We start from the raw sequence: 24074 nt of genomic DNA on the forward strand, positions 1-24074 counted from the left end.
GTCAACTATTACATTTCCATTTATAGATGACCGGTCATAAAATGGCAACATGGGAAGAACATCGGATGGCCGCGAACGGCTTCTCGCCGGGGCGGCGAGACTCTTGGGGCAGCGGCCCTATAACGCAATCGGCGTGGCCGAGATCTGCGCCGCAGCCGGCGTGCACAAGGGCAGCTTTTACTACTACTTCGACTCCAAGCAGGCCCTCGCCCTGGCGGTCATAGATGCCCACTGGGAGGTGCAGGGTGCGCAGTGGACGGAGATCCTGAACGCTCCCGTGGGGGTGCGTGAGCGCCTGCACAACCTGTTTACGCTGACCGCGGAAGTGCAGACGGATTCACTGCGCGAAACCGGTGCCATCACCGGGTGCCTGTTCGGAAATCTGGCACTCGAAATGCGTGGGCAGGACGATGAGATTCGCGACCGGTTGCAGGAGATTTTTGAGCAGCAACTCGACCTCGTCGAGGCGGCACTGCTCGAAGCAACCGCGGCGGGCGAGCTCCCCGTAACCCTGGTCCCGGCCCGGGATTCCGCGCGCGCACTCGTTGCGCAGCTCGAGGGTCTGGTGCTCTTTGCCAAGGTGTTTAACGATCCCGCTCAGCTGGATCGGCTCTGGATGACCAGTATGAACATCCTGGGAACCATCGATGCATCCTCGATGACATCCGCGCCGACTGACGGAGTGTCGGCTTCCCACTAGGCGCGTCGGTCGAGGCAACTTTGCCCGCCTCGACCCGACCCGCCGGGCGTTTCCCGCGTAGACTGGGGGGACGACCCCGAATTCCAACGAAGGCCTACTGTGACGTCAGCATCAAATACTGCATCAACTTCAGCCCCCAAAAAGAGGTCTCCCCTTGCCCTGACCGTGATCATCGTCGGCGTGCTTGTCGTCGCGTTCTTCTCGTTCTCGGGCTTCTACACAGACTTCCTCTGGTACAACCAGCTCGGTTTCACCGAGGTGCTCACCACCCAGTGGATCGGCACCATCGCGATGTTCCTGGTTGGCTTCATCGCCATGGCCGTGCCGGTCTGGCTCAGCATTCACCTGGCATACCGACTTCGCCCCGTTTACGCGAAGCTTTCGAGCCAGCTGGATCGCTATCAGGAACTGATCGAGCCGCTGCGCCGCCTCGCGACCTATGGAATCCCCGTGGTTCTGGGGCTGTTCGCCGGTCTCAGCATCGCCGGCCGCTGGCGCGAGGTTCTGCTCTGGTTCAACTCGAGCCCGACCGGAACCCTTGACCCCCAGTTCGGTCTCGACGCCTCGTTCTACATGTTCGACCTCCCGTTCTACCGCGGCGTGGTCGCGTTTGCCTCGGCCGTGATCCTGCTGAGCCTGCTGCTCACCGCCGCCGTGTGCTACCTGTACGGTTCGATCCACCTGAGCGGCCGCGAGCTGCGCATCTCCAAGCACGCGCGCATCCAGATCGCCGTGCTCGCCGGGGTGTACCTCCTGCTGCAGGCCGTGTCGATCTGGTTCGACCAGTACGCGACCCTGACGTCATCGTCCCCGCTGTTTACCGGTGTGAACTTCACCGACGCCAACGCGACGATCCCCGGCAAGATGATCCTCGCCGGCATCGCCGCCCTGGTGGCCATCCTGTTCTTCGTGACCGCATTCGTCGGGCGCTGGCGCCTGCCGATCGTCGGTACCGCGCTGCTGCTGGTATCCGCGCTCGTCGTAGGCCTCGCCTACCCGGCGCTCGTGCAGCGCTTCCAGGTTGACCCGAACGCGAAGACCCTGGAGGCCCCGTACCTCCAGCACAACATCGACCTCACCCGTGAGGCGTTTGGCCTGAGCGACGTGCGGGAGATCCCGTACGCTGCCACCACCGACGCCGAGCCGGGCGCACTGCGCAGCGACGCCGAAACCACCGCCAACATCCGGATCATTGACCCGGCCGTGGTGACGAAGTCGTTCCAGCAGCTCGAGCAGTTCAAGCAGTACTACAGCTTCCCGAAGGTCATGGACGTCGACCGCTACGAGATCGATGGCCGCAGCCAGGACGCCGTGGTCGCCGTGCGTGAGCTCAACCAGAGCGGAATTGACGCCAGCAAGTGGGTCAACACCGCCCTGGTCTACACCCACGGTTACGGCCTGGTTGCCGCCTACGGTAACAAGCGCTCCTCGGATGGCCAGCCGGTCTTCATGCAGTCCGGTATTCCCTCCACGGGAAAGCTCGGCGACTTTGAGCCGCGCATCTACTTCGGCGAGACCTCGCCGTCGTACTCGATCGTTGGCGCGAAGAAGGGTGCCGACCCCATCGAGCTCGACTACCCGGCCAGCCGCGAGGGTGATCAGCAGACCTACTACACCTTCACCGGTGATGGTGGCCCGAAGCTCGACAACGTCTTCAACAAGCTCGTTTACGCGCTGAAGTTCCAGTCCGAGCAGATCTTCCTCTCCTCGGATGTGACGAACAACTCGCAGATCCTCTACGATCGCAGCCCGCTGCAGCGCGTCAAGAAGGCCGCACCGTACCTCGACCTCGACTCCGACCCCTACCCCTCGGTGGTAGACGGCCGTATCGTCTGGATCGTTGACGGATACACCACCTCGGCGGACTTCCCGTACTCGAAGACCGTGAGCCTCTCGAACTCCATCCGTGACCAGGAGGGCCGCCCGAGCTACGCACTCGATGACATCAACTACATGCGTAACTCGGTCAAGGCCACCGTGGACGCCTATGACGGTTCGGTCAAGCTCTACGCCTGGGACACCGATGACGCGATTCTGAAGACCTGGCAGAAGGTCTACCCGAACACGCTCCACCCGATCTCCGAGATGAGCGCCGACCTCATGAGCCACGTGCGCTACCCGAACGACATGTTCAAGGTTCAGCGCAAGATCCTGGGTGACTACCACGTGACCAACGCGGGCCAGTTCTTCTCCGACTCCGACAAGTGGATCACCCCGAACGACCCGCAGTCGAAGAAGGACGATCCCCGCCTGCAGCCGCCGTACTACCTGACCATGCAGATGCCGGGTCAGGAAAAGCCGAGCTTCTCGCTGTACTCCTCCTTCATCCCGCCGGGCAAGGGTGAGGACAGCCGAAACGTGCTCACCGGCTATCTGGCGGCCGACGCGAATGCGGGCAACGAGAAGGGCAAGAAGGCCGAGGACTACGGCAAGCTTCGCCTGCTCACCCTGACCTCCGGGGACGCAATCCCCGGCCCGGGTCAGGTGCAGAACACGTTCAACGCGAACCAGGAGGTCTCGAAGGAGATCAACCTGCTGAAGCAGGGCCAGACGGAGGTTATTAACGGTAACCTGCTGACCCTGCCGGTGGGTGGCGGTCTGCTGTACGTGCAGCCGGTCTACGTGCAGTCCAGCGGAACGACCAAGTTCCCGCTGCTGCAGCGCGTGCTGGTGGCGTTCGGTGACAAGATCGCGTTCAAGTCCACGCTGGACGAGGCTCTCGATGACCTCTTCGGTGGAGACTCGGGTGCGAGTGCGGGTGATGGCGGAATCGTTCCGGATCCGGGCACCACTCCGGACCCGGGTACCACCCCGGATCCCGGTACCGAGAATCCGGGCACCGAAAACCCCGGCACCGGCACCCCGGTTGATCCCGCCCAGGCCGAGGCCCTGCGTACCGCCCTGAATGATGCCGCTCAGGCAATGAAGGACAAGCAGAAGGCTCTCGAGTCCGGTGACTGGACCGCATACGGTGCCGCCGATAAGGCACTGAGTGACGCGGTTGACCGCGCGAACGCGGCGCTCAAGTAGCCAGCCGGGTTCGCACTCGCGACGAATGGCGTCGCCCCTCGGGGCGGCGTCATTCGCCGTTTTCACGGCGGTACACCGTCCGTTCCGCCGCGCCGAGAATGGGCCCGATTCGCAGTTTGGGCAGGGGCTGGGTAAGCTAATAAACGTAACGCGGGATGGAGCAGCTCGGTAGCTCGCTGGGCTCATAACCCAGAGGTCGTAGGTTCAAATCCTGCTCCCGCAACCATGGTGCCAGGCACCAAAAACTCCCCGGATCTCAGATCTGGGGAGTTTTTTGTTTTGGTCTACCCCTTCGGGAACCCTACTTTGGTGAGCACCCTACTTCTGTGAGCGCCCTACTTTTGTGAACACAGGGTGCCGAGCGAACCCACCTCGGTTGCCAGATTGCCGGTGCCCACCGCGATGCGCTTCGATATCTCCGCGGCCTCCGCGAGAAGCGCGGGAATATCGGCCGGGTTCTTTGCGACGCCGGAATCCGGGTTAGCGAGTTCTGCGGCGCGGGCCGAATCCGTCACGAGTTCCTGACTGATGCCCTGGATCTTACCGAGCTTCTCGGTGAGTTCGGGGTTGGAGATTCGCGAGATGAGACCGGTGACCGTGGACTGCACTCGCTCGATGTAGTCCGGAGCGGACGCGCTTCCGGTGGGGGAGAGCTGCGCAAGCTCGTCGCCAATGCTGGCGCAGGCTTCGCTGAGGCTCTGCGTGTTGCCGGAGCTCGCGCCGTTCTGACCGGACGGTGGCTGAACCGCCTGCGGCTTCGAGCCACCGGGCGCAGCCGACTCGTTCCCGCCGAGGCCGGGGAGGTCGGGCAGCGCCGAACAGCCCGAGAGCGCGAGGAGAAGCGCGCCCGCGGCCACCGTGGGCCAGAGTAGGCGGCGCAGGGGTCTGGTGGGGGTCATTGTGCTCCCTGGTGTTGATCCGTCACGCCGCGAGTGCGGCCGATTCCTCAACGCTAGCAGCACCCCATGAGCGTGCCCTGGGGCGAGAGGAGGGTATACCGACGCGCCGGTCACGGTGGCCGGTTGGCACCCTTCCGGGGAGCGTGGTAAGCTAATAAACGTAACGCGGGATGGAGCAGCTCGGTAGCTCGCTGGGCTCATAACCCAGAGGTCGTAGGTTCAAATCCTGCTCCCGCAACCATCGCGACACGGTCGCAAGAAAAGGCCCTCAGATCCTGAGGGCCTTTTGCTTTTGCGGGGCAGGGGTCTGGGCGGCGTGCACTTTGCGACAGTGCAGCGCACGGTTTGCGACAGTGGAGCCGGTGCCGCCGAGTGCGCGCAATAGTGTTTACGTAGTGGTTCAGCCGGTACGAAGATTCGGGTTCGACGTAACGGCATCACCCTCGGGTGGTGGGGTGGCTACGGTCGGGGGACCGCAGCCACCGTGAATCATCTGGGCCGGTCATTGCCTGGGGGGTAAATGATCGGCCCCATACAACATCATGATCCACACCAGCATCGCTTGCACGCTCAGATCCTGGTGTGGATCTTGTGATTTCCGGCCCGGTTTTCCTGCGGGCGACTGCACATTTGCCGCCACATCGCGCGCCAACGGGTGAACGTCTGTGCACCACGCCGAACTCCCCGCTCACGGGCCTCGAGTCCCGCTAGGGTTGACTCATGACCGTCGAGACCAAGAGCTCAAGCATTGTCCGGGTGGCCGTAGGGCAGTTCGCGCCCGATCAGCAGCCAGACCGCAACCACGGCGAAATTAGCAGGCTCGCGCGAGCCGCTCGCGACCGCGGTGCCGAGCTCATCGTATTCCCCGAATACTCCGCGTGGTTTGAAACCCCGTTTAGCCCCGCCACCCACGAAAACGCCGAATCGCTCGAGGGTCCCTTCGTGCAGCGCGTTGCCGCTACTGCCCGCGAGATCGGTATCTGGATCGTCTTCGGCCTGCTTGAGACCGTCGGCACCGACCACGTCTCCAACACCCTCGTTGCGCTCGACCCCAGCGGCCGCATTCAGGCTCGCTATCGCAAGCGCCACCTGTATGACGCCTTCGGTACCCGGGAAAGCGACTGGATCGCCCCGGGTGATACCGCTGTGCCCGATGAGCTCTTCCGCATTGGCGGGCTGACCTTCGGAATGCAGACCTGCTATGACCTGCGCTTCCCCGAGTCTTCGCGCGTCCTGGTGGACGCCGGAGCGGACGTTATCCTCGTTCCCTCACAGTGGGTACCCGGAAGCAATAAGGATCACCACTGGGCCACGCTGAGCGCCGCCCGTGCGATCGAAAACACCGCCTACCTCGTTGCGGCCGATCAGAGTGCCCCCGGCGGCATCGGAGCGAGCGTCATTTACGATCCCGCGGGCCTCGTGCTGGCCTCGCTCGGAGCCGAAACCGGTCTCGCGCTCGCCGATGTCGACCCCGCGCGGATCGAATCCGTGCGCGAAACCAACCCCGCCCTCTCGCTGCGTCGGTATCGGGTCATTCCCCGCGCTACATCGCGCTAATTCGGGGTAGTTGCTCGGTATTTTGTGTGCGTGGTGTGCCTCCCTACGCCCGGATTTACGCGGGAGTGCCCCCTAACTGGGGCCTCATTATCACGCCTAATCTGGATAAAAAACCGCTCAAGCAACGCAATATACGGTAGCGTCGTGGGCACATGAGCAGCAGAAAACACTGCCTTGGGGAGGGCAACGTGCGAGTATACGGAGCAACCGTGGATGAGGAAACCCGGTGCGTTCACTTTTTAAGTGAGCGTGACGCGGTAGCCATCCTCCTCCCGTGTTGTGATCGTTTTTACCCGTGCTTTCGCTGCCATGATGAAGACGCTGATCACCGCCTCGAGCGTTGGCCTCGCTCGGCCTGGGGCGAATCAGCGATTCTGTGTGGGGCGTGCTCCGTCACGCTGACGATCGCGACGTACCTGGAGGTGGACCGCTGCCCCGCTTGTGCGGCAGGGTTCAACCCGGCGTTCGCGATGCACGCCCCACACTACTTCGAACTCGACGTACCCACCTCGGCTGTCGCTTCGGCCGGAGAGCGCGCTGACGGCCGGAACGCGCTCGCTCGTTTCGCCGCGTAGATCTCGACCGGCCGGCAGAACCGTGCCCGGCCGCTAGCCGCGGAGCGTACCCAGTCGGGCGAGCGCCTCGGTCAGGACATCATCACGCTTGCAGAATGCGAATCTGAGCAGACTTGCGGTGCGCTCGCGATGCTCGGGCAGCATGAACGCACCCACCGGGATCGCCGCGATCCCGATGCGCTCGGGAAGCTCGCGCGCGAGAGTCTCGGCATCGCCGAGTCCGAGCGGTGCGGCATCGGCCACGATGAAGTACCCCGCCGCCGGCAGCGAAACCCCAAACCCCGCTGCGCGCAGGCCGTCGGCGAGCCGGCCACGTCGTCCCCGGAGCGTCGCCGCGATCCCGCGGAAATACTCATCCGTAAGGCGCAGGCCCACGGCGATCGCGGGCTGGAACGGAGCACCGTTCACGTACGAGAGAAACTGCTTGACGGTGGTGACGCGGGTGATGAGATCCGCGGGGCCCGTGACCCAGCCAATCTTCCATCCCGTCGTCGCGAACGTCTTGCCACCCGAGGAGACCGTGAGGGTGCGCTCGGCGGCTCCCGGACGCGTGGTGACCGAAACGTGCGGGCGATCATAGGTGAGGTGCTCGTAGACCTCATCGGTCAGGATGATCGCATCGTGGCGGTTGGCGAGGTCAACAATGAGATCAAGAATCTCGGTCGAGAGCATCGAACCGGTGGGATTGTGCGGCGTATTCACCAGGATGATGCGGGTGTTGTCGGTGATGGCTCGGCGGATCTCGTCGGGATCCGGCTCAAACAGGGGCGCGTGCAGGGGAACCGTGACGTGCCGGGCACCCGCGAGCGCGATGAGGCCGCCATAGGCGTCGTAGAACGGCTCGAAGGTCACGACCTCATCTCCGGGTTCGGTCAGCCCCAGAATGGCCGCGGCCAGGGCCTCGGTGGCACCCGCGGTGACCAGCACCTCGGTATCCGGATCACGGTGATCGCCCCAGAAGCGCGCGCGATGCTCGGCGATCGCGAGTCGGAGATCCGCGGTGCCTCGCCCCGGCGGGTACTGGTTGGCCCCGGCGGAGATCGCGGATCGGGCCGCCTCGAGCACCTCGGCGGGACCATCCTCATCGGGGAAGCCCTGGCCGAGGTTGATCGCCCCGGTTCTGGTAGCCAGTGCACTCATCTCGGTGAAGATCGAGGGCGCGGGGGCTCCGGCGGGGGAAAGCAGCCCCGCACCCTGTGCGGCGCGATACCAGCCAGCCGATGAAGTCATCTTGAGTCCTATCAACCTAAAAGTTTCATAAAGATCCGCGTCATAACGGGTCCGTGCCAGCCTAATGGCGGCTACGATGAGGGAACGAACCGAGGCAAAACCCGCGGAAACTCAAGGTAATACTGGGCGCTGGATTCTCCACAGCTGGCGCTTAACAAACGTTCAGGTTCACACGCCAAGCTGGCTGTGCTTGGAAGGAGCAATCATGACTCACAACCCCCACGAGGCTGACCCCACCGTCGGAGCCACTCCCGAGGTGAATGCCGCCGCTACCGGAGCCACTCCCGAGGTGAATCCCGAGACCGCCGAGACCGCGGCCGCACACGCCGCTGAGACCGCGGCCACAACCAGCGCCGATGCCACGGAAACCGCCGTCATCGCGCCGGCCGAAACCGCAGTGCCGGCCGAAACCGCAGTGCCAGCCGAAACCGCAGTGCCGGCCGAAACCGCAGTGTCGGCAGCAGCGGCACCGGCTGCGGACGCAGCGACCCGGGTCACCGAGGTGATCACCGAGGCACCCGCCGCCCCGGCAGCACCCGTCTCGCACTACACCTCGGCACCCGCAGCTCCGGCGGCACCCACCGCCGCTGCACCCACCGAGGTGCCGGCGGCCACTGTCGCCACCGAGCGACTCGCTCAGCACGCCGAGCCCCGCCCGGCACCCCCGCTGCCCACGCACAGCGGTTACACCGCCGCCGGGCCGGCACCGACCGCGGCCGCACCGACCACCGGCGCTCACGGCGCACAGCCCGCCGCACCGCAGCACACCACCCAGGCTTACCCGGCCGCCGCGGCACACGCCGCCGCCCCCGGCACCGCCGCACAGCCCACCCAGGCCTACCCGGCCGCCCACGCGGCACAGGCACAGACCCAGGCACACGCTGGACAGCCTCAGACCGCGCAGACGCAGGCTCAGGTGCACGCCGGACAGCCGCAGGCCGGTCAGCCCGCCGTGGGCGCGCAGAGCGGCCCCTACGCCTCCGCCTACCCCGGCGCCGCGGCCTATGCCGCCGACGGGAGCCACACGGGCGCACACGCCGGTGGCGCAGGCTTCGGCGGTACCCCGCCGAACTCCGGCAACGCCTTTGCTGCCCCGGGCCCGAAGAAGCGTCGTGCCCCGCTGCTCGTCATCGGTGGTTTCGCCGTGGGTGCGCTCCTTGGTGGTGGCGTGGGTGCCGCAACCTACGCGCTCATCTCGCCCAACCAGACCCAGATCTCATCCTCGGGGAACGTCGGCGCCGGCACCGTTTCGGTCAACGACGTGACCAAGGTCGACGAGATCGCGGCGGCCGCACACCGCGCCCTGCAGAGCACCGTGACCATCACCGCGCAGTCCGCGGACGGGACCGCAACCGGCTCCGGTGCCGTGCTGACAAAGGACGGCTACATCGTCACCAACAACCACGTTGTGACCCTCGATGGTGCCACCAACAAGGTGACGCTCAAGGTTCAGGACAGCAACGGCCGTCGCTATGACGCCAAGGTTGTGGGTGGAGACCCGCTGAACGACCTCGCGGTCATCAAGGTGGACGGCGTGAGTGACTTCACCCCGATCGACTTCGCCGACTCCGACAAGCTCAACGTTGGCCAGGCCGCCATCGCCGTGGGCGCACCGCTGGATCTGCCAAACTCCGTCACGAACGGTATCGTCAGCGCGCTGAACCGCTCGCTGAGCCTGCCCTCCACCGCCGTACCGGACGGGGACAACCCCAACGACGGTAGCAACTCCGACGGCAAGAACTGGGGCTTTGACCTGCGCGGCCAGACCAACCAGAACCAGCAGAACAAGGCCCAGGTTGCGATCGGTGTGCTGCAGACCGACGCCCCGATCAACCCGGGTAACTCGGGTGGTCCGCTGGTGAACTCCTCGGGTGCCCTGATCGGCATCAACGTCGCGATCGTCGATCCGAGCAAGAGCGACAACAGCTCTCAGGGCGCGAGCGCGGGCCTCGGCTTCGCGATCCCGTCGAACACCGTGAAGCGCGTCACCGACGAGATCATCAAGACCGGTACGGCAACCCACGGCCTGCTGGGTGCCTCGGTGCAGGATGCCTCGACCCAGGCCGACGCCACCACCGCCGGTGCCCTGATCAAGGACGTCTCGGCGGGCGGACCGGCCGAGGCCGGCGGGCTGCGTGCCGGTGACATCGTGACCGCGGTCAACGGCAAGCCCGTGACCAGCGCAAACGACCTGACCGCTCAGGTGCGCTCCTACGCCCCGGACACCAAGGTGGAACTCACCTACCTCCGTGGCACCGCCCAGGGCACCGTCAACGTGACCCTCGCAACCCTCGTGGTCAAGTAGGCCATTCCCCGGCTTCCTTCCACGGCCGATCAATGCCCGTCGTGTTTTTGAACACGGCGGGCATTGCCGTGTCCACAGCCAAACACGGCGGAGTCGGCGCTCCCGGAGGGTGTTTGCAGCGCGGGCTGGTACTCTCTAATTCGGACAACACCGCGAGCGGAGACCATGTCGGAGCACACTTCTGCCCCTTCCGAGACCACGTTACCTGGCGTCTCATATGTAATGCCGGTCCTCAACGACGTCACACACGTCCGCGCGGCCGTCGACTCCCTACTCGCGCAAGACTATGCCGGCCCCTTCGAGGTCGCGATTGCGGTGGGCCCCAGCATCGATGGCACCAATGAACTCGTGGCCGCACTCTCGGCCGAGGATTCCCGGATCCGCGTCATCGACAACCCCGTCGGATCAACCCCGGCCGGCCTGAACATCGCGATTCGCGCCACCACCCTGCCCATCGTCGTACGCGTGGACGCCCACTCGGTTCTCCCGCCGAACTACACCTCGGTCGCGGTCGAAACCATCCTGCGCACCGGTGCCGCCAACGTCGGCGGCATCATGGATGCCCGCGGCACCACTCCGTTTGAACAGGCGGTGGCCCGCGCCTACGGCAGCCGCGTGGGTCTCGGCGGTAGCCCGCACCACGTGGGTGGCACCCAGGGGCCCGCCGAAACCGTGTACCTCGGCGTCTTCCGCCGCGACGCGCTCGAGACAGCCGGGCTCTTCGACGAACGGATCAAGCGTGGTCAGGACTGGGAACTCAACCACCGCCTCGCCCGCGGGGGCGAGACCGTCTGGTTTACCCCGGAGCTGCGCGTGGTGTATCGCCCGCGGCCCAGCCTGAACCGCCTCACCCGCCAGTTCTTCTCGACCGGCCTGTGGCGCGGCGAGCTCAGCCGGACGTTCCCGAGCCGCGGCATCCTGCGCTACTTTGCGCCGCCGCTGATGGTGCTGGCCGTGAGCATCGGCATCATCCTGGGCCTGATCGGCACCATCGAAGCCCTCGCCGGGATGCCCAACCCACTCGTCTGGGGCTGGATCCTCCCCGCCGGATACCTCGCACTCGTCCTCCTGGCCACGCTCACCGTGGGCAGCAAGGATTCCCCGCGCGCGATGGGCTGGTTCCTGATCGTGATTCCCTGCATTCACTTCTGCTGGGGCATCGGGTTTATTCTGGGATATCTCTCCCTCGCCGGTTCCACCTCGGCGCTCAAGAACGAAGGTAAGAACCGCCGATGACCCACGATGCACAGCCTCGCTACACCCGCCCGGCCTCGCTGGCCGAGCTGCGTGCCGTCGCCCAGCCGCCCGAGGTGCGCTCGCGTCGCAACGCCGAACACTGGGTCGCATCGCTGTACCTGCGGGATGTCTCGCCGTACCTGACCATGGCGCTGCTGCGCACCCGAATCAGCGCCAACGGCGTGACCGGCATCATGATCCTCACCGGCTGGTGTGTGGCCGGCGTGCTCCTCATTCCGGGGATCTGGGGTGCCGTTCTCGGCCTCATCTTCGGCCAGCTGCAGATGCTCGTGGACTGCTCCGATGGCGAGGTGGCGCGCTGGCGCAAGACGTCCTCGCCCGCGGGCACATTCCTCGACTCGGTGGGGCACTACAGCACCGAGACGCTGATCCCGATCGCCCTGGCCATCCGTGCCGCCGGCTATCCGTTCGAGGCTCCGGACGACTACCTGTGGACCACCCTCGGGGCGGGGCTTGCGATCCTCATCATCCTGAACAAGGCGCTGAACGACATGGTGCGCAATGCCCGTGCCGCCTATGGCGCGCCCAAGCTGACCTACAGCGAGAGCGAATCGGCGCCGCGCCCCGGTCTGCTGCAGGCCGCCCGTCGCATCGCCCGGTTCCTGCCGTTCCACCGCCTGTTCCACTCGGTTGAGCTCACCATGGTGATCTTCGTGGGAGCCGTGCTCGGCCTCTTTATCGGCTCCGAGCTGGCGATGCGCGGCACCCTGGTGTTCCTCTGCGTCTTCGGCGTGATCACCCTCTTCGGTCACTTCGTTGCGATCATGACCTCGAGTAGGCTGCGTGCCTAGCGTGAGCACCCCCACCATCGGGGTGGTTGTCCTGACCCAGGGCCGCCGTCCCGAGGAGCTGCGCCGTGCACTGGAAAGCGTGCTCGCGCAGGAGGGCGTGACCCTGGACGCCGTGGTGGTGGGCAACGGCTATCAGCCGGTAGACCTCCCCGCGGGGTTCCGCGCACACGCGCTGCCCACCAACGAGGGCATTCCCGCGGGGAGAAACCGCGGTGCCGCCGAGGTGAGCGGGGAGTACATTTACTTCCTCGACGATGACGCCTGGCTGCCGGACACCACCTACCTGGCCGAGGCCGTCGCGCTGCTGCGCGCCGATCCAAGCCTGGGACTGATTCAGCCGCGAATGAGCGACCCCGACACGGGTACGACCCTGCGCCACTGGGTGCCGCGGGCGGGCAGCCCGGATCCGGGGGAGCCCGGCCCCGCGTTCTCCTGTATGGAGGCGTCGATCCTGCTCCCGCGCGCGGTGTTTGACCGCACGGGCGGCTGGGCCGAATCGTTTTTCTACGCCCACGAGGGTATCGAGCTTGCCTGGCGCGTCTGGGATCAGGACCTCCGCGCCTGGTACGCGGGAAACCTCCGTGCGTTCCACCCCGTGGTGCAACAAACGCGACACAGCCAGTACTACCGCCTAAACGCACGCAATAGAGTGTGGATTGCGCGCCGAAACCTCCCCCTGCCGCTGGGAATCGTCTATGTGGGCGTCTGGACGCTCGCGACGATTGCCCGCTGGTGGCGAAAGCCCGAGGCCCTGCGCCCCTGGTTCGCCGGCTGGTGGGAGGGCCTTACCCACGCCCCGGGCGGACGCAAACGTCTGCGCTGGCGCACGATCTGGCGAATGACGCGGGCCGGCCGGCCGCCGCTCTACTAGCCACTGCTTTGAACACAACGGAACGACTGGATACGAAACTCAATGGGTGTGATCTCCGACGGGCGTAAGGCCCTCCGACTCCTGGGCGAGGCGATGGCCAATCGCCGTGCCCGGGCCGACCTCGCGCACCGCCTCGCGGCGCTGACCCCGCTCACCCCGGGGCACTTCAAGATCGCCGTGTACTTTGCGGACAGCAAGGTGAACATGTACCAGCTGCGGCAGTGGTATCAGCCGCTCGCGGGCCTCGCCGAGCGCTGGCCCGTCGTGGTACTCGCCCGCACGCCCACCGCGGCCGCGCAGCTGTTCGAGGAATCTCCGCTGGATGTCGCCTACGTGCGCACGGTCAAGCAGCTCGAGGACACCCTGGAATCCCAGGACATCCGCATCGTTTTCTACGTCAACCAGAACACCAAGAACTTCCAGATGTTCCGGTATGGCCGCCGCTGGCACGTGTTTATCAATCACGGTGAGAGCGACAAGATGTACATGACCACCAACCAGTTCAAGGCCTACGACTACGCCTTCATTGCCGGTGACGCGGCGCGCGAGCGGCTGACCCACGCCCTCTGGGACTACAACCTCGACGAGCGGACGTTCGCGATCGGGCGGCCCCAGGCCGACCACTATGCCGGACGCCTGCCCTATCTGCCCGATGAGCGCACCGTGGTGCTCTATGCGCCCACCTGGGAGGGCGATCGAGCCTCGGCCTCCTACGGCTCGATTGCGACCCACGGCGTGACCCTGGTTCGCCAGCTCCTCGCGACCGGAACGCACCGGGTGATCTACCGCCCGCACCCGCGATCCGGCGTCATGGATCACGCATACGCGCAGGCAAACCGCGAGATTATCTCGATGATCAACGCGGCCAATCACGCCGACTCCTCGGCCGGGCACGTCTACGATCACGGGATCGAGCTGGGCTGGCAGCTCGCGGCGGCCGACGTCGCGATCGTCGACATCTCGGCGATGGTGTACGACCGCCTCGCGGTGGGAAAGCCGCTCATGGTGACCCGGCCGAAGAACCCCGATGCCGAAATCGATGCCGGCGGCTACCTGCAGGTGTGTGAGTGGCTCACCGCGGATGCCGCGGCAAACATCGTGAGCGAAGTCGACCGAGTGAGTGCCGACTCCGAGGCCACCGCGCGGCTCGAACACTGGTCGCGGCACTACTTTGGCGACACGACTCCGGGTGCCACCACGCGGCGCTTCCACGCCGCGGTAGAGACCCTGATGCAGCGCTGGGAAGAAAACGCCGCGCAGGAACGGCAGAGCGCCGCCGAGTAGCGCCCTAGGCGAGCGAGTCGGGCTTCGGCTCCTCGGGGGCGTCGCGCGGTCCCGGGGCTTCGGGAGCGCCCAGCCGGGGCCGTTTTTTCGGCAGTGGGATCTTCGAGCCCAGTTCGCGCAGACCGGAGCGGACACGACCACCGAGCTCGAGGGTGGCACCAACGGTAGCGCCCACCGCGCCCGCGGCCGCTTCCTGCACCGTGCCCTGCCGGGTGCGCTCGATCGGCTCGAGCTCGCGGGGGAGCCGAATCGGCGCCGGGCCGAAGGCCGTGCGCGCGCTGGTGACCACACCGCGGCCGGCCACGTGGTTGCCCACGCCACCGATTGCGGCTCCGATCCCAAACGGCACCGCCTTGCCCACGAGGGTGGTGCCCTGGGTGGTAACGAGGTGCTTCATGAAGCGTGAGCGCACCTGATCGGCGAATGGGCCCATCACCATCTGCGGCATCGAGGAGGCGATGGTGCGGCCCCAGTGGGCGCGGCGGCTGTTGCCCTGGCCGAGGACGTCCCCGGTGAAGTTTTTGACGAGATCGCTGCCGGTATTGCCCAGCATGAGCGTCATCACGAGCGCGCGGGCGCGCAGCGGATCGGTCACGGCGATACCGTGTACCTCGGCCACCGACTGCGCAAAGAGCGCCGTGGTCTCGAGAAAACCGGCGGTTTCGAGGCCGGAGAGGGCGATAGTGATGCCGGTACCGATGGCGGGCACCATCGCGGTGGCACCCACGGCCGCGCCACCCGAGGTGACGGCGGTGAGGTAGCGGCGCTCAAGAATGCGCACCATCTGATCGCCGGTGGCGTGCGGATGACGCTTCCGGATCGAGCGGATGTGGGCGAGCACCAGAGGGCGCTGTACCGAGAGGACGCGATCGATACCGCGCACCCACGCGGGATCATCCGCGCCGCTGACCGGCCGAGAACCCGGCTGGGTGGGCAGCACGCGGGCGTCCGCACCCTCGCTCGGCAGTGATCCATCCACGGCCCCCGAAACCTCGGTGACCACGTAGACCGGTGGCTTTTTCGCCATACGTCCCCCTTCCGTCTGGCCGGGGAAACCCCGGACTAGGGCGTGGGATTATTATAATCCGCGTTATAGCGGTCAAGCACGTCTGCGATGGGGCCATCGAGCACGAGCTTCCCCTTATCGAGGTAGATTCCGCGGCTGCAGAATCGGCGCAGATCGCGCTCGTTGTGCGACACGAAAAAGAGGGTGCGACCTGCGGAAAGAAGCTCATCGATGCGGCCGTAGCACTTCTCTCGGAAGGCCTTATCACCCACCGCTAACACCTCGTCAACGAGGATCACCGGTTCGTCAAGCTGTGCAATCACCGAGAATGCGATTCGCACCTTCATTCCGCTGGAGAGGTGCTTATACGGGGTGTCTACAAAATCTTCGATTTCGGCAAACGCGATGATCTCGTCGAAGCGCGCCGCCACCTCGGCCTTGGTCATCCCGTGCAGACCGGCGGTGAGGTACACGTTGTCACGCACCGAGAGATCGCTCACGAAGCCGCCGGTGATCTCGATCAGCGGGGCCACCCCGGCGTTGACGCGCACCCGGCCCTCATCGGGCAGGATCACGCCGGCCACGAGCTTCAGCAGGGTTGACTTGCCCTGGCCGTTGCGGCCCACAACACCGATGGCCTCACCCGGAGCCACATCGAAGCTGAGGTTCCGAAACGCCCAGAACTCACCCGGCCGTGAGCGCCGCGCGCTGCCCGCGAAGAGGTCCTTGAAGCTGCGACGGCGGGCCTTGTTGCGGCGAAAGTGGATGCCCAGGTCGGTCACGGAGATGATCGGTTCGGTCATTAGATTTCCTTGAGTACCGCGCGCTCGTAGCGGCGGAAGACGAGCAGGCCGATGCCCAGAACGAGCACGGAGATCACGGCCGACATGACGATCGGGAACACCATCAGCTGCTCGGGGTAGAGGCCCGAGCGGTAGAGCGCAAAGATGCCGGTGAGCGGGTTGAGTGCCGCCCAGGGCTGGATCGCCGCCGGAATGTCGAGGGTCGAGTAGACGATCGGGGACGCGTAGAAGAGGAAGCGCAGAATGAGCTTCACCGCGCGCTCCAGGTCGCGGAAGAACACCACGAGCGGTGCCACGATGAGACCGAGGCCGAGTACCAGGATCGCCTGCAGGATGATGGCCAGCGGGTAGGTCCAGACCAGGTTCCAGTTTGCCTGTGCCCCGAAGATTACCGCGAAGATGATGAGTACGGGGATCGAGGCGAGAAACTCTAGACCCTTGGAAAGCACCAGCCGGGCCACCCAGATGGTGCGGGGAATCGAGGTAGAGCGCACGAGTTTTGCCTCGCGCAGGAAGGCGCGAGTGCTGTCCGAAATGGTGCCGGTGAACCACATCCAGGGCAGCAGGGCCGCGATGAGGAAGACGATGTAGGGCTTTTCGCCGATGTCTCCGCCCTTATCGAGCACCACCACGAAGACGAACCAGTAGATGCCGGACATCACCAGTGGGTCGAGGATCGACCAGAAATAGCCGAGCGCACTCGTGGAATAACGCACCCGCAGATCGCGCTTCGTCAGCAGCCAGAGGGCGCTGCGGTAGCGTTCTGCCCGGGAACGGCGCGGCCGGGGAGGGGTGGTCGTACTCATCACAGCATCAATCTACCCGGAAATGGCAAACACCCCGTGACGACGACCCGCCAAGGGTCGAAGACACGGGGTGTTTTCGGTTATCGCGTAAGCCGGATGGTGGCTACACGAAAAGGTTTGCGCGCTCGAGATCCTCGGCGAAGTCGACCTCTACGGCGTAGAAATCGGAGATGTTCAGCGGCTCGATGAGCATGCCGTCCTGTTCGATGGCGAGCTCAATGCCGCGCTCGAAGTAGTCCTGGTCGTCGACGCGGCCGAGCTGACGCAGCAGTGCTGCCTTGTCGGCGGAGGAGACGTAGTTGATGCCCACGGCCTCACCCAGGCCGCCGGTGACGGTCTTGGAGAGGTGCTTGATGTAGCCCTCGGCACCCACGGTGTACTTGACCTCTTCGTCGGAGACCTTGTCGGTGTTGACGGTGACAAACGAGGAGTCTGCGGCCACAACCTTGGCGGCGCGGACGAGAACGGCGGGGTCGAACACGACGTCACCGTTCATCCACAACACGCCACCGTTGGAGGAGGCGGCCAGGGCGCGCATGAGCGACTTGGAGGTGTTGGTCTGGTCGTACTGCTCGTTGAAGACGAAATCGGCATCCGGGAATGCCTCGATGATGTGCTCAAGCTTGTAGCCGACAACCACGGTGATCTTGACGTTCTTGCCAAATGCGTGGTGGATGTTGTCGAACTGCTGCTGCATGATGGTGCGGCCGTCGTTCAGCTCGGTGAGCGACTTGGGCAGCGAGCGCCCGAGACGCGTGCCCATGCCCGCGGCGAGGATTACTACCTGAGTGGTCAATTTAACTCCTTATCAGAGCGGTGTTGCATCCGGAGTGGGCGGGTTTGCCAGTTGTTCACCGGAAAGATGTTGAAAGCGCACTCCGTCATGCACACGGTTACTACGTTAGCCGGGTCATTCCCCGAGTGGGGCGCGGGGCGGAAGGTCGTTGCCGTTTTGTAACACGACGCTCGGAATTCTCTCAGGTTTGCGTCGAGCCACGCGGTAACACGTCCGACATAGTTGGATAACGGTTGATAGCTTTTAAGGGCCGGGCCGCGTGCAGACTACCCGTGGCGCTCGCGAAAGCGAGTTTGCGGGGAGCAACGGTGGCGAACACAAACGGGGGAGTGCGCGGTGGGAACTGCACAATCAGGTAAACGGCCGGAATCGGACGGGGCGACCGAGGTGACCCCGGACGAGACCGCGGATAACGGCGCGTCGTCGGCCTCGCGTGCCGCCGCGGTGAAGGCACCGGCGATCAAGACCGCGGCCCCGCGCCGCCCGGCCGCGCGAAAGCCCGCGGCGAAGACTCCCGCGGCGAAGTCTGCTGCAGCGACGGCTGCTGCGACGGACGCACCCGGAGACGAAACCCCGGCCGACAGGGCTCCGACCGGCAAGACGTCTGCGGCCAAGGCTTCGGCCGCGAAGACTCCTGCCGCGAAGACTCCTGCCGCGAAGACTCCTGCCGCGAAGACTCCTGCGGCTAAGGTTCCCGCGGCCAAGGAACCGGCCGCCAAAAACACCGCGGCAAAAACATCGGTCACGGCGTCCGCAACAAAGGCACCGGCAGCCAAGGCACCGGCAGCCAAAACCCCCGCATCTAAGACTCCGGCGGCCAAGACCCCGGTCAGGAAGGCACCGGTCCGAAAGGCTCCGGCGGCGAGGAAGCCCGCGGCGAAGAAGCCCGCGGCGAAGAAGCCCGTCGACAAGCCGGCTGCGGAAAACCCGACCGTAGAAACTCCGGTTGTCGTACCGCCCGCGTCGGATGCGCCCGGAGACGTGGAGCGGAGCGCTGAGCGGTCCCGCGCCGAAAAGCTTGCGTCGGCCACCTCGATCACGGTTATTTCCGCGGCACCAACCGAAGCCGACGCTCCCGATCTCCAGCCCACCGAGCCCGAGACCGACGCGGCGATCACCGAGCGTGCGGCCTCGGACGCCGAGCGCGCGCTGCGGACCCCGGTCGGGAAGGCCGCGGCCACCGCCAAGAAAAAGGCGGCACGGACCACATCCGCGCCGGCGCCGGCGGCCGCAGAATCGCTCAGCACCGCCGCCGAAGACTCCGCCGACGACGACGTGCTCGTGGTGCGCGGGCTTACCCGCCACTTCGGTGGAACACTCGCGGTGGACGGTCTCGACCTGCGCGTGCCCACCGGCACGTTCTCGGCGATCGTGGGTCCCAACGGTGCCGGTAAAACCACCGCGCTCTCGATGATCTCGGGCCTGTTGCGTCCGGATGCCGGGGAGATCCTGGTGAACGGCATCGACGTCTGGCAGGATCCGGCGCGGGCAAAACGCAAGATCGGCGCGCTGCCCGATCGCCTGCGCCTGTTTGACCGCCTCACCGGTGCGCAGCTCCTGCACTACTCGGGCACCCTGCGCGGGCTGCCCGCGGCCACCGTGCGCGGCCGCATCACGGACCTCGCCGCGGCGATGGACCTCGGGGATTCCCTCGGTCGGCTCGTGGCCGACTACTCGGTGGGCATGCGAAAGAAGATTGCGCTCGCGTCCGCACTGATTCACTCTCCGCGCCTGCTGGTGCTTGACGAACCCTTCGAGTCCGTCGATCCGGTGTCGGTCGAGCGGCTGCTCGCCCTGCTCCGAAACTACGTGGAGCACGGCGGTACCGTGGTGCTGTCGAGCCACGGTATGGACCTCATTGAGCGGGTGTGCGACCACGTCTCCATCATCGTGAGTGGCACGGTTCTCGCCCAGGGCACCGTGGACGAGGTGCGCGGAGACGGCACCCTGGCCGAACGCTTTGCCGAGCTCGCGACCCCGACCGATCCTGCGGAGGGCCTCGAATGGCTGCACAGCTTCTCCGACTGAGGCTCCACACGATCCTGAACGCCCTGCGCGGTGATCCGCGCGCGGTCGCCCGCCGAGTACTGCTCGTGTGTGTGCTCGCGGTGGCCTGTGCGCTCGTCGCCTGGGCGGCGTTTGGGAACGGTACCGCGGATCCGCTGCTGGTGCGCGGCGTGGTGGGTGCCGGCGGCGCGCTGATCCTGCTCGGCTGCTTCCTCGTTCCGCTGGTTTCCACCCCCGAATCCACGCTCGATCCGCGTACCTACGCCGGGTTTGGAATCGCGCCCTGGCCCCTCGCCGGCGCGCTTGCACTCGCGAGTCTGCTCGGTCTGCCCGCGCTGGCGCTGCTGATCCTCGGCGGCATCGTCTCCTTCGGCCTGGCCGGCGAGACGGGCGGCGGAACGGCGGCGGCGGTGCTCGGCACGGTGCTGGTTCCGATCACCGGCGTCCTGCAGGTTCGGCTTGGCCGCGCCCTCGGTGCCGGGCTGGGGGATTCGTCTCGGCGCGCACTGCGGACGCTGACCGGTGCGATTCTCGGTGCCGGGACGCTCGCTATTGTCTGCCTCGAACTGCTCGCGCCCGCGCGCCTCGAAACAATCGCCGACGTGGCGGCCTGGACCCCGCTCGGCGCGGCCTGGCTGCTGGCAGATCCGGCCCCCGCCGTGCCGTTCGGTGCCCGCCTCGCGATCACGCTGGCCTCGATCGTGATTCTGGCCGCGGCATGGGGTGTGGCCTGCGTCCGGTTGACGTCCTCGATCGGGCGGCCCGAGCACGCCGGCGGGCTGAGGCTCGGCTGGTTCGCCCGCGTTCCCGCCGGGGCCACCGCCGCGGTGGCTGCGCGTTCGCTGACCTACTGGATTCGCGATCCGCGCTACCTCACCTCCCTGCTGATCGTGCCCGTCGTGCCGATCGTGGCGGTGAGCGCCCTCAGCATCGCCGGGGTGAGCTGGTCGGTGCTGAGCCTGCTTCCACTGCCCATCATCCTGCTGTTTGTAGCCTGGGCACCGCATAACGACCTGGCGCTTGACTCGTCGGCGCTGTGGCTGCACATCACCTCCGGGGTCTCCGGTCTGGCCGATCGCGTCGGCCGGATTCTGCCGGTGCTCGCACTCGGCGTGATCCTGATCGCGATCGGGGCACCGCTGAGCGTCTCGCTGGGCGGGGTGCCCGAGATGCTTCCTGCCCTGATCGGCGTGGCCGGTGGACTCCTGCTCACCGGCCTCGGCCTCGCGAGCTACTTCTCGGCCCGTACCCCGTATCCCGCGGTGCAGCCGGGGGACAGCCCGTTCCTGCAGCCCCAGGCCGGCGGTGGCTACTCAGCCCGGGTGCAGTCGGTCAGCCTGATCGGAACCCTCGTACTGAGTGCACCGGCGATCACCCTCGGCGTGCTGGCCGCGCTGGGCTCCAGCCAGGCGGCCCTCTGGGCGCTCGCCGCGGGACTCGGTGTGGGTGTCATCGTGCTGATCCTTGGGATCCTCGCGGGTGCACGCTACTACGACCGCCATACGGCCGAGCTCATGGAGTTTGCCACCACTCACTAGGCCACTCGTGTCCGAGTTCGGCGGCGATTGAGGTTCACCGCGCATCCGCAGCTCTCACGCAGTAAACTGGCGGTATGACCGACGTGAATCTCAGCATCGCCGACCCCACCGGAACGCCGGATGGCGGGGGCACCGCCCTGCTCGACCGCGAACTTGAAAAGCTCCTCAACGAGGAGGCCATCGAACCCGGTGATCACGAGCGGTTCTCGCACTACGTGAAGAAGGAAAAGATCCTCGAGTCGGCCATGACCGGCAAGCCCGTGCGCGCACTGTGCGGCAAGAAGTGGACCCCGGGCCGCGACCCGGAAAAGTTCCCGGTGTGCCCCTCCTGCAAGGAAGTGTACGAGCGCCTGCGCGATAAGTAAGTGCTGCGCGCTCGAGGAGCGCTGACACTCGAAGGCCCCGATCCCGCCTCAGCGGAATCGGGGCCTTCGTGTGTGCGGCGAACCCTAGTTACCGATAAACACGGTGGGTACCGCGGCATCGCCACGCGCCAGACGGAACGCGGCGGCCGGCAGTTCGCTCACCGCGGCGACGCGGTGCTCGCGGGCCAGGGCGGTGCCCGCGGCACCGAGGTAGAGCTCCTCGATCTCGCCGTTCACCACGAGCGGCACGTTGAGGGCGCGCTCGGTAACGTCTTGCGCCGGGGTGGTTTCGCCCAGGTAGATGCGCTCCTGGTTAGCCCGGCCGGAGGCGCTGAGGCGACGCATCGGCGTCTTCTTGCCGCCGATGGAGGCCTTACCCTCGGAGTTCTTGGCCAGCGGCACCCAGGCACCGTCGGCACCACGGCGAGCCACGAGCTTATAAACCATGCTCGCGGCGGGGGAGCCCGAGCCGGTCACGACCGAGGTACCCACGCCATAGCTGTCGACCGGGGAGTTTGCGAGGCCCGCGATGGCGTGCTCATCGAGGTCGTTCGTGACGGTGATCTTGGTGCCGGTCGCGCCGAGCGCGTCCAGCTGCTCGCGCACCTCGGTCACGAGGGTTGGGAGATCGCCCGAGTCGAGGCGAATGGCGCCCAGCTCGGTGCCGGCCACGCGGATCGCGGTCTCGACGCCGGCACGCACGTCATAGGTATCAACCAGCAGGGTGGTGTTGGTGCCGAGCTTTTCAATCTGTGCGCGGAAGGCCTCCTCCTCGCTCGCGTGCAGGAGGGTGAAGGCGTGGGCGGCGGTGCCCATCGTGGGGATACCCCAGCGGCGACCAGCCTCGAGGTTACTGGTGGCGCCGAACCCGGCGATGTACGCGGCGCGGGCGGCGGCCACGGCGGCCTCCTCGTTGGCGCGGCGCGAGCCCATCTCGGCGAGCGGGCGGCCAATGGCCGCGGTGACCATGCGGGTCGCGGCGTTGGCGACGGCGCTGTCATAGTTGAGCACGCTCAGCACCAGGGTCTCCAGGATGACACCCTCGGCAAAGCTCGACTCGACCGTGAGGATGGGGGAGTTCGGGAAGTACACCTCTCCCTCGCGGTAGCCCCAGATGTTTCCACGGAAGCGGTAGTTTGCGAGCCAGTCCAGGGTGTCCTGCCCCACGACATCGTGGGTGCGCAGCCACTCAAGCTCGGCATCACCGAAGCGGAAGTCACGAATCAGCTCCAGCAGGCGGCCCGTTCCGGCGACGACACCGTAGCGGCGAGCCCCGGGGAGGCGGCGGGCGAAAACCTCGAACAGGCAGTGCTCCTCGGCGGTGCCGCGCGCCATGGCGGCATCGATCATGGTGAGCTCGTAGCGGTCCGTGTGAAGTGCGGTTGAAGTGTTCACCCCGCCAGCCTAGCCACTTCGCGGGGCGTTTCGCAGCACGGAGGAGGCGTAATTGGTCCGCGACCGCGTGGACCCGGGCGCGGATGTGCAACAAATGTTGAATATCGGGCGTTTGCGACACCAGCCTCATACTGGGGGCGCCATATCCCGGACACACAGGACATTACCTGGTTAACATGCAAGTACTCGCACCGTGAGCATCGCCCACCCGTGCAGTTATACGGGGGCGAATGTTGGCCGTCAGGTCAAGGTCAGGATCACGTCACGAGCGCGATCAACCAAAAAATGAGGAGCAGTTATGTCCGAAAGCACCGCACCCGTCACCCTGAGCATCACCCCCGGCAAGGCCACCGCGCTGCGCTGGGCGGGCATCATCGCCCTACTCGCCGGTGTCCTGATGATCGTTGCCGGCGGCACGGTCTGGGGCGTCGTGACCACCCAGCTGAAGGCCGAAAACATCACCGTAAGCGAGGATGCGGCATTCCTCGGTGGGGCCGATGTCGCCGGTCCCTTCTCCGCGCTCGCCCAGGCGGACATCATCAGCACCCACGCGAAGGCCATGTCCGATGGCAAGACCTACGCAGAGCTTGAAAAGGACGACCCTCGTCGCGCCACCGTGATGAACGCCTCCTTCCTGCGCACCTCCCTCTTCACCTCCGTCGTGTCCTACGGCGTCTCTGCCTTCGCCATCGGCGCCGGCATCCTGTTTGGCATCGTGGGCTGGGTCGTTCTGACCATCGCTCCGCGTCGGCGCCCCGCGGTTGCCGCGGTCCAGGCCCCGCGCGCCGAATAGCGACGTAGTCGCGACGCCCGCGCCCACGAGGCCCGCCGGCATCGCCATCACGAGGCAACAGCCCAG

Annotated in this window: 20 protein-coding genes and 2 tRNA genes; 15 read left to right on the plus strand and 7 right to left on the minus strand. The window is 66.1% G+C overall.

Annotation, left to right across the window (positions count from 1 at the left end; translation table 11 throughout):
• Positions 1-49 precede the first annotated feature (49 nt).
• The 3 genes from D9V32_RS06325 to D9V32_RS06335 all read left to right on the plus strand — a co-directional run bounded on the left by D9V32_RS06325 (position 50) and on the right by D9V32_RS06335 (position 3956).
• On the plus strand, positions 50-700 hold the full coding sequence (locus tag D9V32_RS06325) for a TetR/AcrR family transcriptional regulator (protein ID WP_121648052.1): 651 nt from the start codon (positions 50-52) through the stop codon (positions 698-700).
• Positions 701-799: 99 nt separating this feature from the next.
• A complete protein-coding gene (locus D9V32_RS06330; RefSeq protein ID WP_281272126.1) occupies positions 800-3730 on the plus strand; it encodes a UPF0182 family membrane protein in 2931 nt (976 codons plus the stop codon).
• 149 nt (positions 3731-3879) lie between these two features.
• Positions 3880-3956 (plus strand) — tRNA-Met (locus D9V32_RS06335).
• A gap of 109 nt (positions 3957-4065) precedes the next feature.
• Here the strand turns inward: D9V32_RS06335 and D9V32_RS06340 are convergent.
• Positions 4066-4629, minus strand: coding sequence for a hypothetical protein (locus D9V32_RS06340; RefSeq protein WP_121648053.1), 564 nt, complete (start codon positions 4627-4629; stop codon positions 4066-4068).
• A gap of 164 nt (positions 4630-4793) precedes the next feature.
• Between D9V32_RS06340 and D9V32_RS06345 the strand changes: the two genes are divergently transcribed.
• The 3 genes from D9V32_RS06345 (at position 4794) to D9V32_RS06355 (ending at position 6761) form a co-directional block, all read left to right on the plus strand.
• Positions 4794-4870: transfer RNA gene (locus D9V32_RS06345), tRNA-Met, on the plus strand.
• A 479-nt stretch (positions 4871-5349) separates the two neighbouring features.
• Complete coding sequence (locus tag D9V32_RS06350) at positions 5350-6186, plus strand: carbon-nitrogen hydrolase family protein (RefSeq protein ID WP_121648054.1); 837 nt, start codon at positions 5350-5352, stop codon at positions 6184-6186.
• A gap of 152 nt (positions 6187-6338) precedes the next feature.
• Positions 6339-6761 carry a CHY zinc finger protein gene (locus D9V32_RS06355; protein ID WP_121648055.1) on the plus strand — a complete coding sequence of 141 codons (423 nt, stop codon included), beginning with the start codon at positions 6339-6341 and terminating at the stop codon, positions 6759-6761.
• A gap of 33 nt (positions 6762-6794) precedes the next feature.
• Here D9V32_RS06355 and D9V32_RS06360 read toward each other — a convergent pair whose 3' ends face one another.
• Positions 6795-7991 carry an aminotransferase class I/II-fold pyridoxal phosphate-dependent enzyme gene (locus D9V32_RS06360; protein ID WP_121648056.1) on the minus strand — a complete coding sequence of 399 codons (1197 nt, stop codon included), beginning with the start codon at positions 7989-7991 and terminating at the stop codon, positions 6795-6797.
• Positions 7992-8196: 205 nt separating this feature from the next.
• On the opposite strand from D9V32_RS06360, the gene D9V32_RS06365 reads away from it, so the two are divergent.
• From D9V32_RS06365 to D9V32_RS06385, 5 genes are all read left to right on the plus strand, one after another.
• Positions 8197-10296, plus strand: coding sequence for a S1C family serine protease (locus D9V32_RS06365; RefSeq protein ID WP_121648057.1), 2100 nt, complete (start codon positions 8197-8199; stop codon positions 10294-10296).
• 165 nt (positions 10297-10461) lie between these two features.
• A complete protein-coding gene (locus tag D9V32_RS06370) occupies positions 10462-11532 on the plus strand; it encodes a glycosyltransferase family 2 protein (protein WP_121648058.1) in 1071 nt (356 codons plus the stop codon).
• Complete coding sequence (locus D9V32_RS06375) at positions 11529-12344, plus strand: CDP-alcohol phosphatidyltransferase family protein (protein ID WP_121648059.1); 816 nt, start codon at positions 11529-11531, stop codon at positions 12342-12344. Before D9V32_RS06370 ends, D9V32_RS06375 begins: the two co-directional genes overlap by 4 nt.
• Before the next feature lies 1 nt (position 12345).
• Positions 12346-13215, plus strand: a complete 870-nt coding sequence (locus tag D9V32_RS06380; RefSeq protein WP_121648060.1) for a glycosyltransferase family 2 protein — start codon at positions 12346-12348, stop codon at positions 13213-13215.
• A gap of 42 nt (positions 13216-13257) precedes the next feature.
• Positions 13258-14499: a CDP-glycerol glycerophosphotransferase family protein gene (locus D9V32_RS06385; RefSeq protein WP_121648061.1), complete on the plus strand. Its 1242-nt coding sequence runs from the start codon at positions 13258-13260 to the stop codon at positions 14497-14499.
• A gap of 4 nt (positions 14500-14503) precedes the next feature.
• Here the strand turns inward: D9V32_RS06385 and D9V32_RS06390 are convergent, their stop codons facing one another.
• The 4 genes from D9V32_RS06390 to D9V32_RS06405 all read right to left on the minus strand — a co-directional run bounded on the left by D9V32_RS06390 (position 14504) and on the right by D9V32_RS06405 (position 17910).
• Entirely contained in the window at positions 14504-15526 is a 1023-nt protein-coding gene (locus D9V32_RS06390) for a hypothetical protein (RefSeq protein WP_121648062.1), read from the minus strand.
• Between the two features lie 35 nt (positions 15527-15561).
• Complete coding sequence (locus tag D9V32_RS06395; protein ID WP_121648063.1) at positions 15562-16308, minus strand: ABC transporter ATP-binding protein; 747 nt, start codon at positions 16306-16308, stop codon at positions 15562-15564.
• Positions 16308-17114 (minus strand): ABC transporter permease, encoded by an 807-nt coding sequence (locus D9V32_RS06400; RefSeq protein WP_121648064.1) that lies wholly within the window; start codon positions 17112-17114, stop codon positions 16308-16310. Before D9V32_RS06400 ends, D9V32_RS06395 begins: the two co-directional genes overlap by 1 nt.
• Positions 17115-17217: 103 nt before the next feature.
• Positions 17218-17910 carry a phosphocholine cytidylyltransferase family protein gene (locus D9V32_RS06405; protein ID WP_121648065.1) on the minus strand — a complete coding sequence of 231 codons (693 nt, stop codon included), beginning with the start codon at positions 17908-17910 and terminating at the stop codon, positions 17218-17220.
• Positions 17911-18246: 336 nt separating this feature from the next.
• On the opposite strand from D9V32_RS06405, the gene D9V32_RS16570 reads away from it, so the two are divergent.
• From D9V32_RS16570 to D9V32_RS06425, 3 genes are all read left to right on the plus strand, one after another.
• A complete protein-coding gene (locus D9V32_RS16570; RefSeq protein WP_281272127.1) occupies positions 18247-19938 on the plus strand; it encodes an ATP-binding cassette domain-containing protein in 1692 nt (563 codons plus the stop codon).
• Complete coding sequence (locus tag D9V32_RS06420) at positions 19914-21455, plus strand: ABC transporter permease (RefSeq protein WP_121648067.1); 1542 nt, start codon at positions 19914-19916, stop codon at positions 21453-21455. Before D9V32_RS16570 ends, D9V32_RS06420 begins: the two co-directional genes overlap by 25 nt.
• Positions 21456-21529: 74 nt before the next feature.
• Positions 21530-21820 (plus strand): DUF3039 domain-containing protein, encoded by a 291-nt coding sequence (locus D9V32_RS06425; protein ID WP_121648068.1) that lies wholly within the window; start codon positions 21530-21532, stop codon positions 21818-21820.
• Positions 21821-21904: 84 nt separating this feature from the next.
• Here the strand turns inward: D9V32_RS06425 and D9V32_RS06430 are convergent, their stop codons facing one another.
• On the minus strand, positions 21905-23215 hold the full coding sequence (locus D9V32_RS06430) for a nicotinate phosphoribosyltransferase (protein ID WP_121648069.1): 1311 nt from the start codon (positions 23213-23215) through the stop codon (positions 21905-21907).
• Positions 23216-23513: 298 nt separating this feature from the next.
• Here D9V32_RS06430 and D9V32_RS06435 point away from each other — a divergent pair, with 298 nt between their 5' ends.
• A complete protein-coding gene (locus D9V32_RS06435) occupies positions 23514-24008 on the plus strand; it encodes an aromatic ring-opening dioxygenase LigA (protein ID WP_121648070.1) in 495 nt (164 codons plus the stop codon).
• The last annotated feature ends 66 nt before the right edge of the window (positions 24009-24074 follow it).

The sequence above is a fragment of the Mycetocola tolaasinivorans genome, from assembly GCF_003667565.1.
Classification (GTDB): domain Bacteria; phylum Actinomycetota; class Actinomycetes; order Actinomycetales; family Microbacteriaceae; genus Mycetocola; species Mycetocola tolaasinivorans.

Bases quoted from the DNA above. Each gene is read 5' to 3' on its own strand.
- D9V32_RS06360 (WP_121648056.1), bottom strand. From the start codon at position 7,991: ATGACTTCATCGGCTGGCTGGTATCGCGCCGCACAGGGTGCGGGGCTG.
- D9V32_RS06325 (WP_121648052.1), top strand. From the start codon at position 50: ATGGGAAGAACATCGGATGGCCGCGAACGGCTTCTCGCCGGGGCGGCG.
- D9V32_RS06365 (WP_121648057.1), top strand. From the start codon at position 8,197: ATGACTCACAACCCCCACGAGGCTGACCCCACCGTCGGAGCCACTCCC.
- D9V32_RS06425 (WP_121648068.1), top strand. From the start codon at position 21,530: ATGACCGACGTGAATCTCAGCATCGCCGACCCCACCGGAACGCCGGAT.
- D9V32_RS06385 (WP_121648061.1), top strand. From the start codon at position 13,258: ATGGGTGTGATCTCCGACGGGCGTAAGGCCCTCCGACTCCTGGGCGAG.
- D9V32_RS06390 (WP_121648062.1), bottom strand. From the start codon at position 15,526: ATGGCGAAAAAGCCACCGGTCTACGTGGTCACCGAGGTTTCGGGGGCC.
- D9V32_RS06340 (WP_121648053.1), bottom strand. From the start codon at position 4,629: ATGACCCCCACCAGACCCCTGCGCCGCCTACTCTGGCCCACGGTGGCC.
- D9V32_RS06435 (WP_121648070.1), top strand. From the start codon at position 23,514: ATGTCCGAAAGCACCGCACCCGTCACCCTGAGCATCACCCCCGGCAAG.
- D9V32_RS06355 (WP_121648055.1), top strand. From the start codon at position 6,339: ATGAGCAGCAGAAAACACTGCCTTGGGGAGGGCAACGTGCGAGTATAC.
- D9V32_RS06350 (WP_121648054.1), top strand. From the start codon at position 5,350: ATGACCGTCGAGACCAAGAGCTCAAGCATTGTCCGGGTGGCCGTAGGG.
- D9V32_RS06370 (WP_121648058.1), top strand. From the start codon at position 10,462: ATGTCGGAGCACACTTCTGCCCCTTCCGAGACCACGTTACCTGGCGTC.
- D9V32_RS06420 (WP_121648067.1), top strand. From the start codon at position 19,914: ATGGCTGCACAGCTTCTCCGACTGAGGCTCCACACGATCCTGAACGCC.
- D9V32_RS06375 (WP_121648059.1), top strand. From the start codon at position 11,529: ATGACCCACGATGCACAGCCTCGCTACACCCGCCCGGCCTCGCTGGCC.
- D9V32_RS06400 (WP_121648064.1), bottom strand. From the start codon at position 17,114: ATGAGTACGACCACCCCTCCCCGGCCGCGCCGTTCCCGGGCAGAACGC.
- D9V32_RS06395 (WP_121648063.1), bottom strand. From the start codon at position 16,308: ATGACCGAACCGATCATCTCCGTGACCGACCTGGGCATCCACTTTCGC.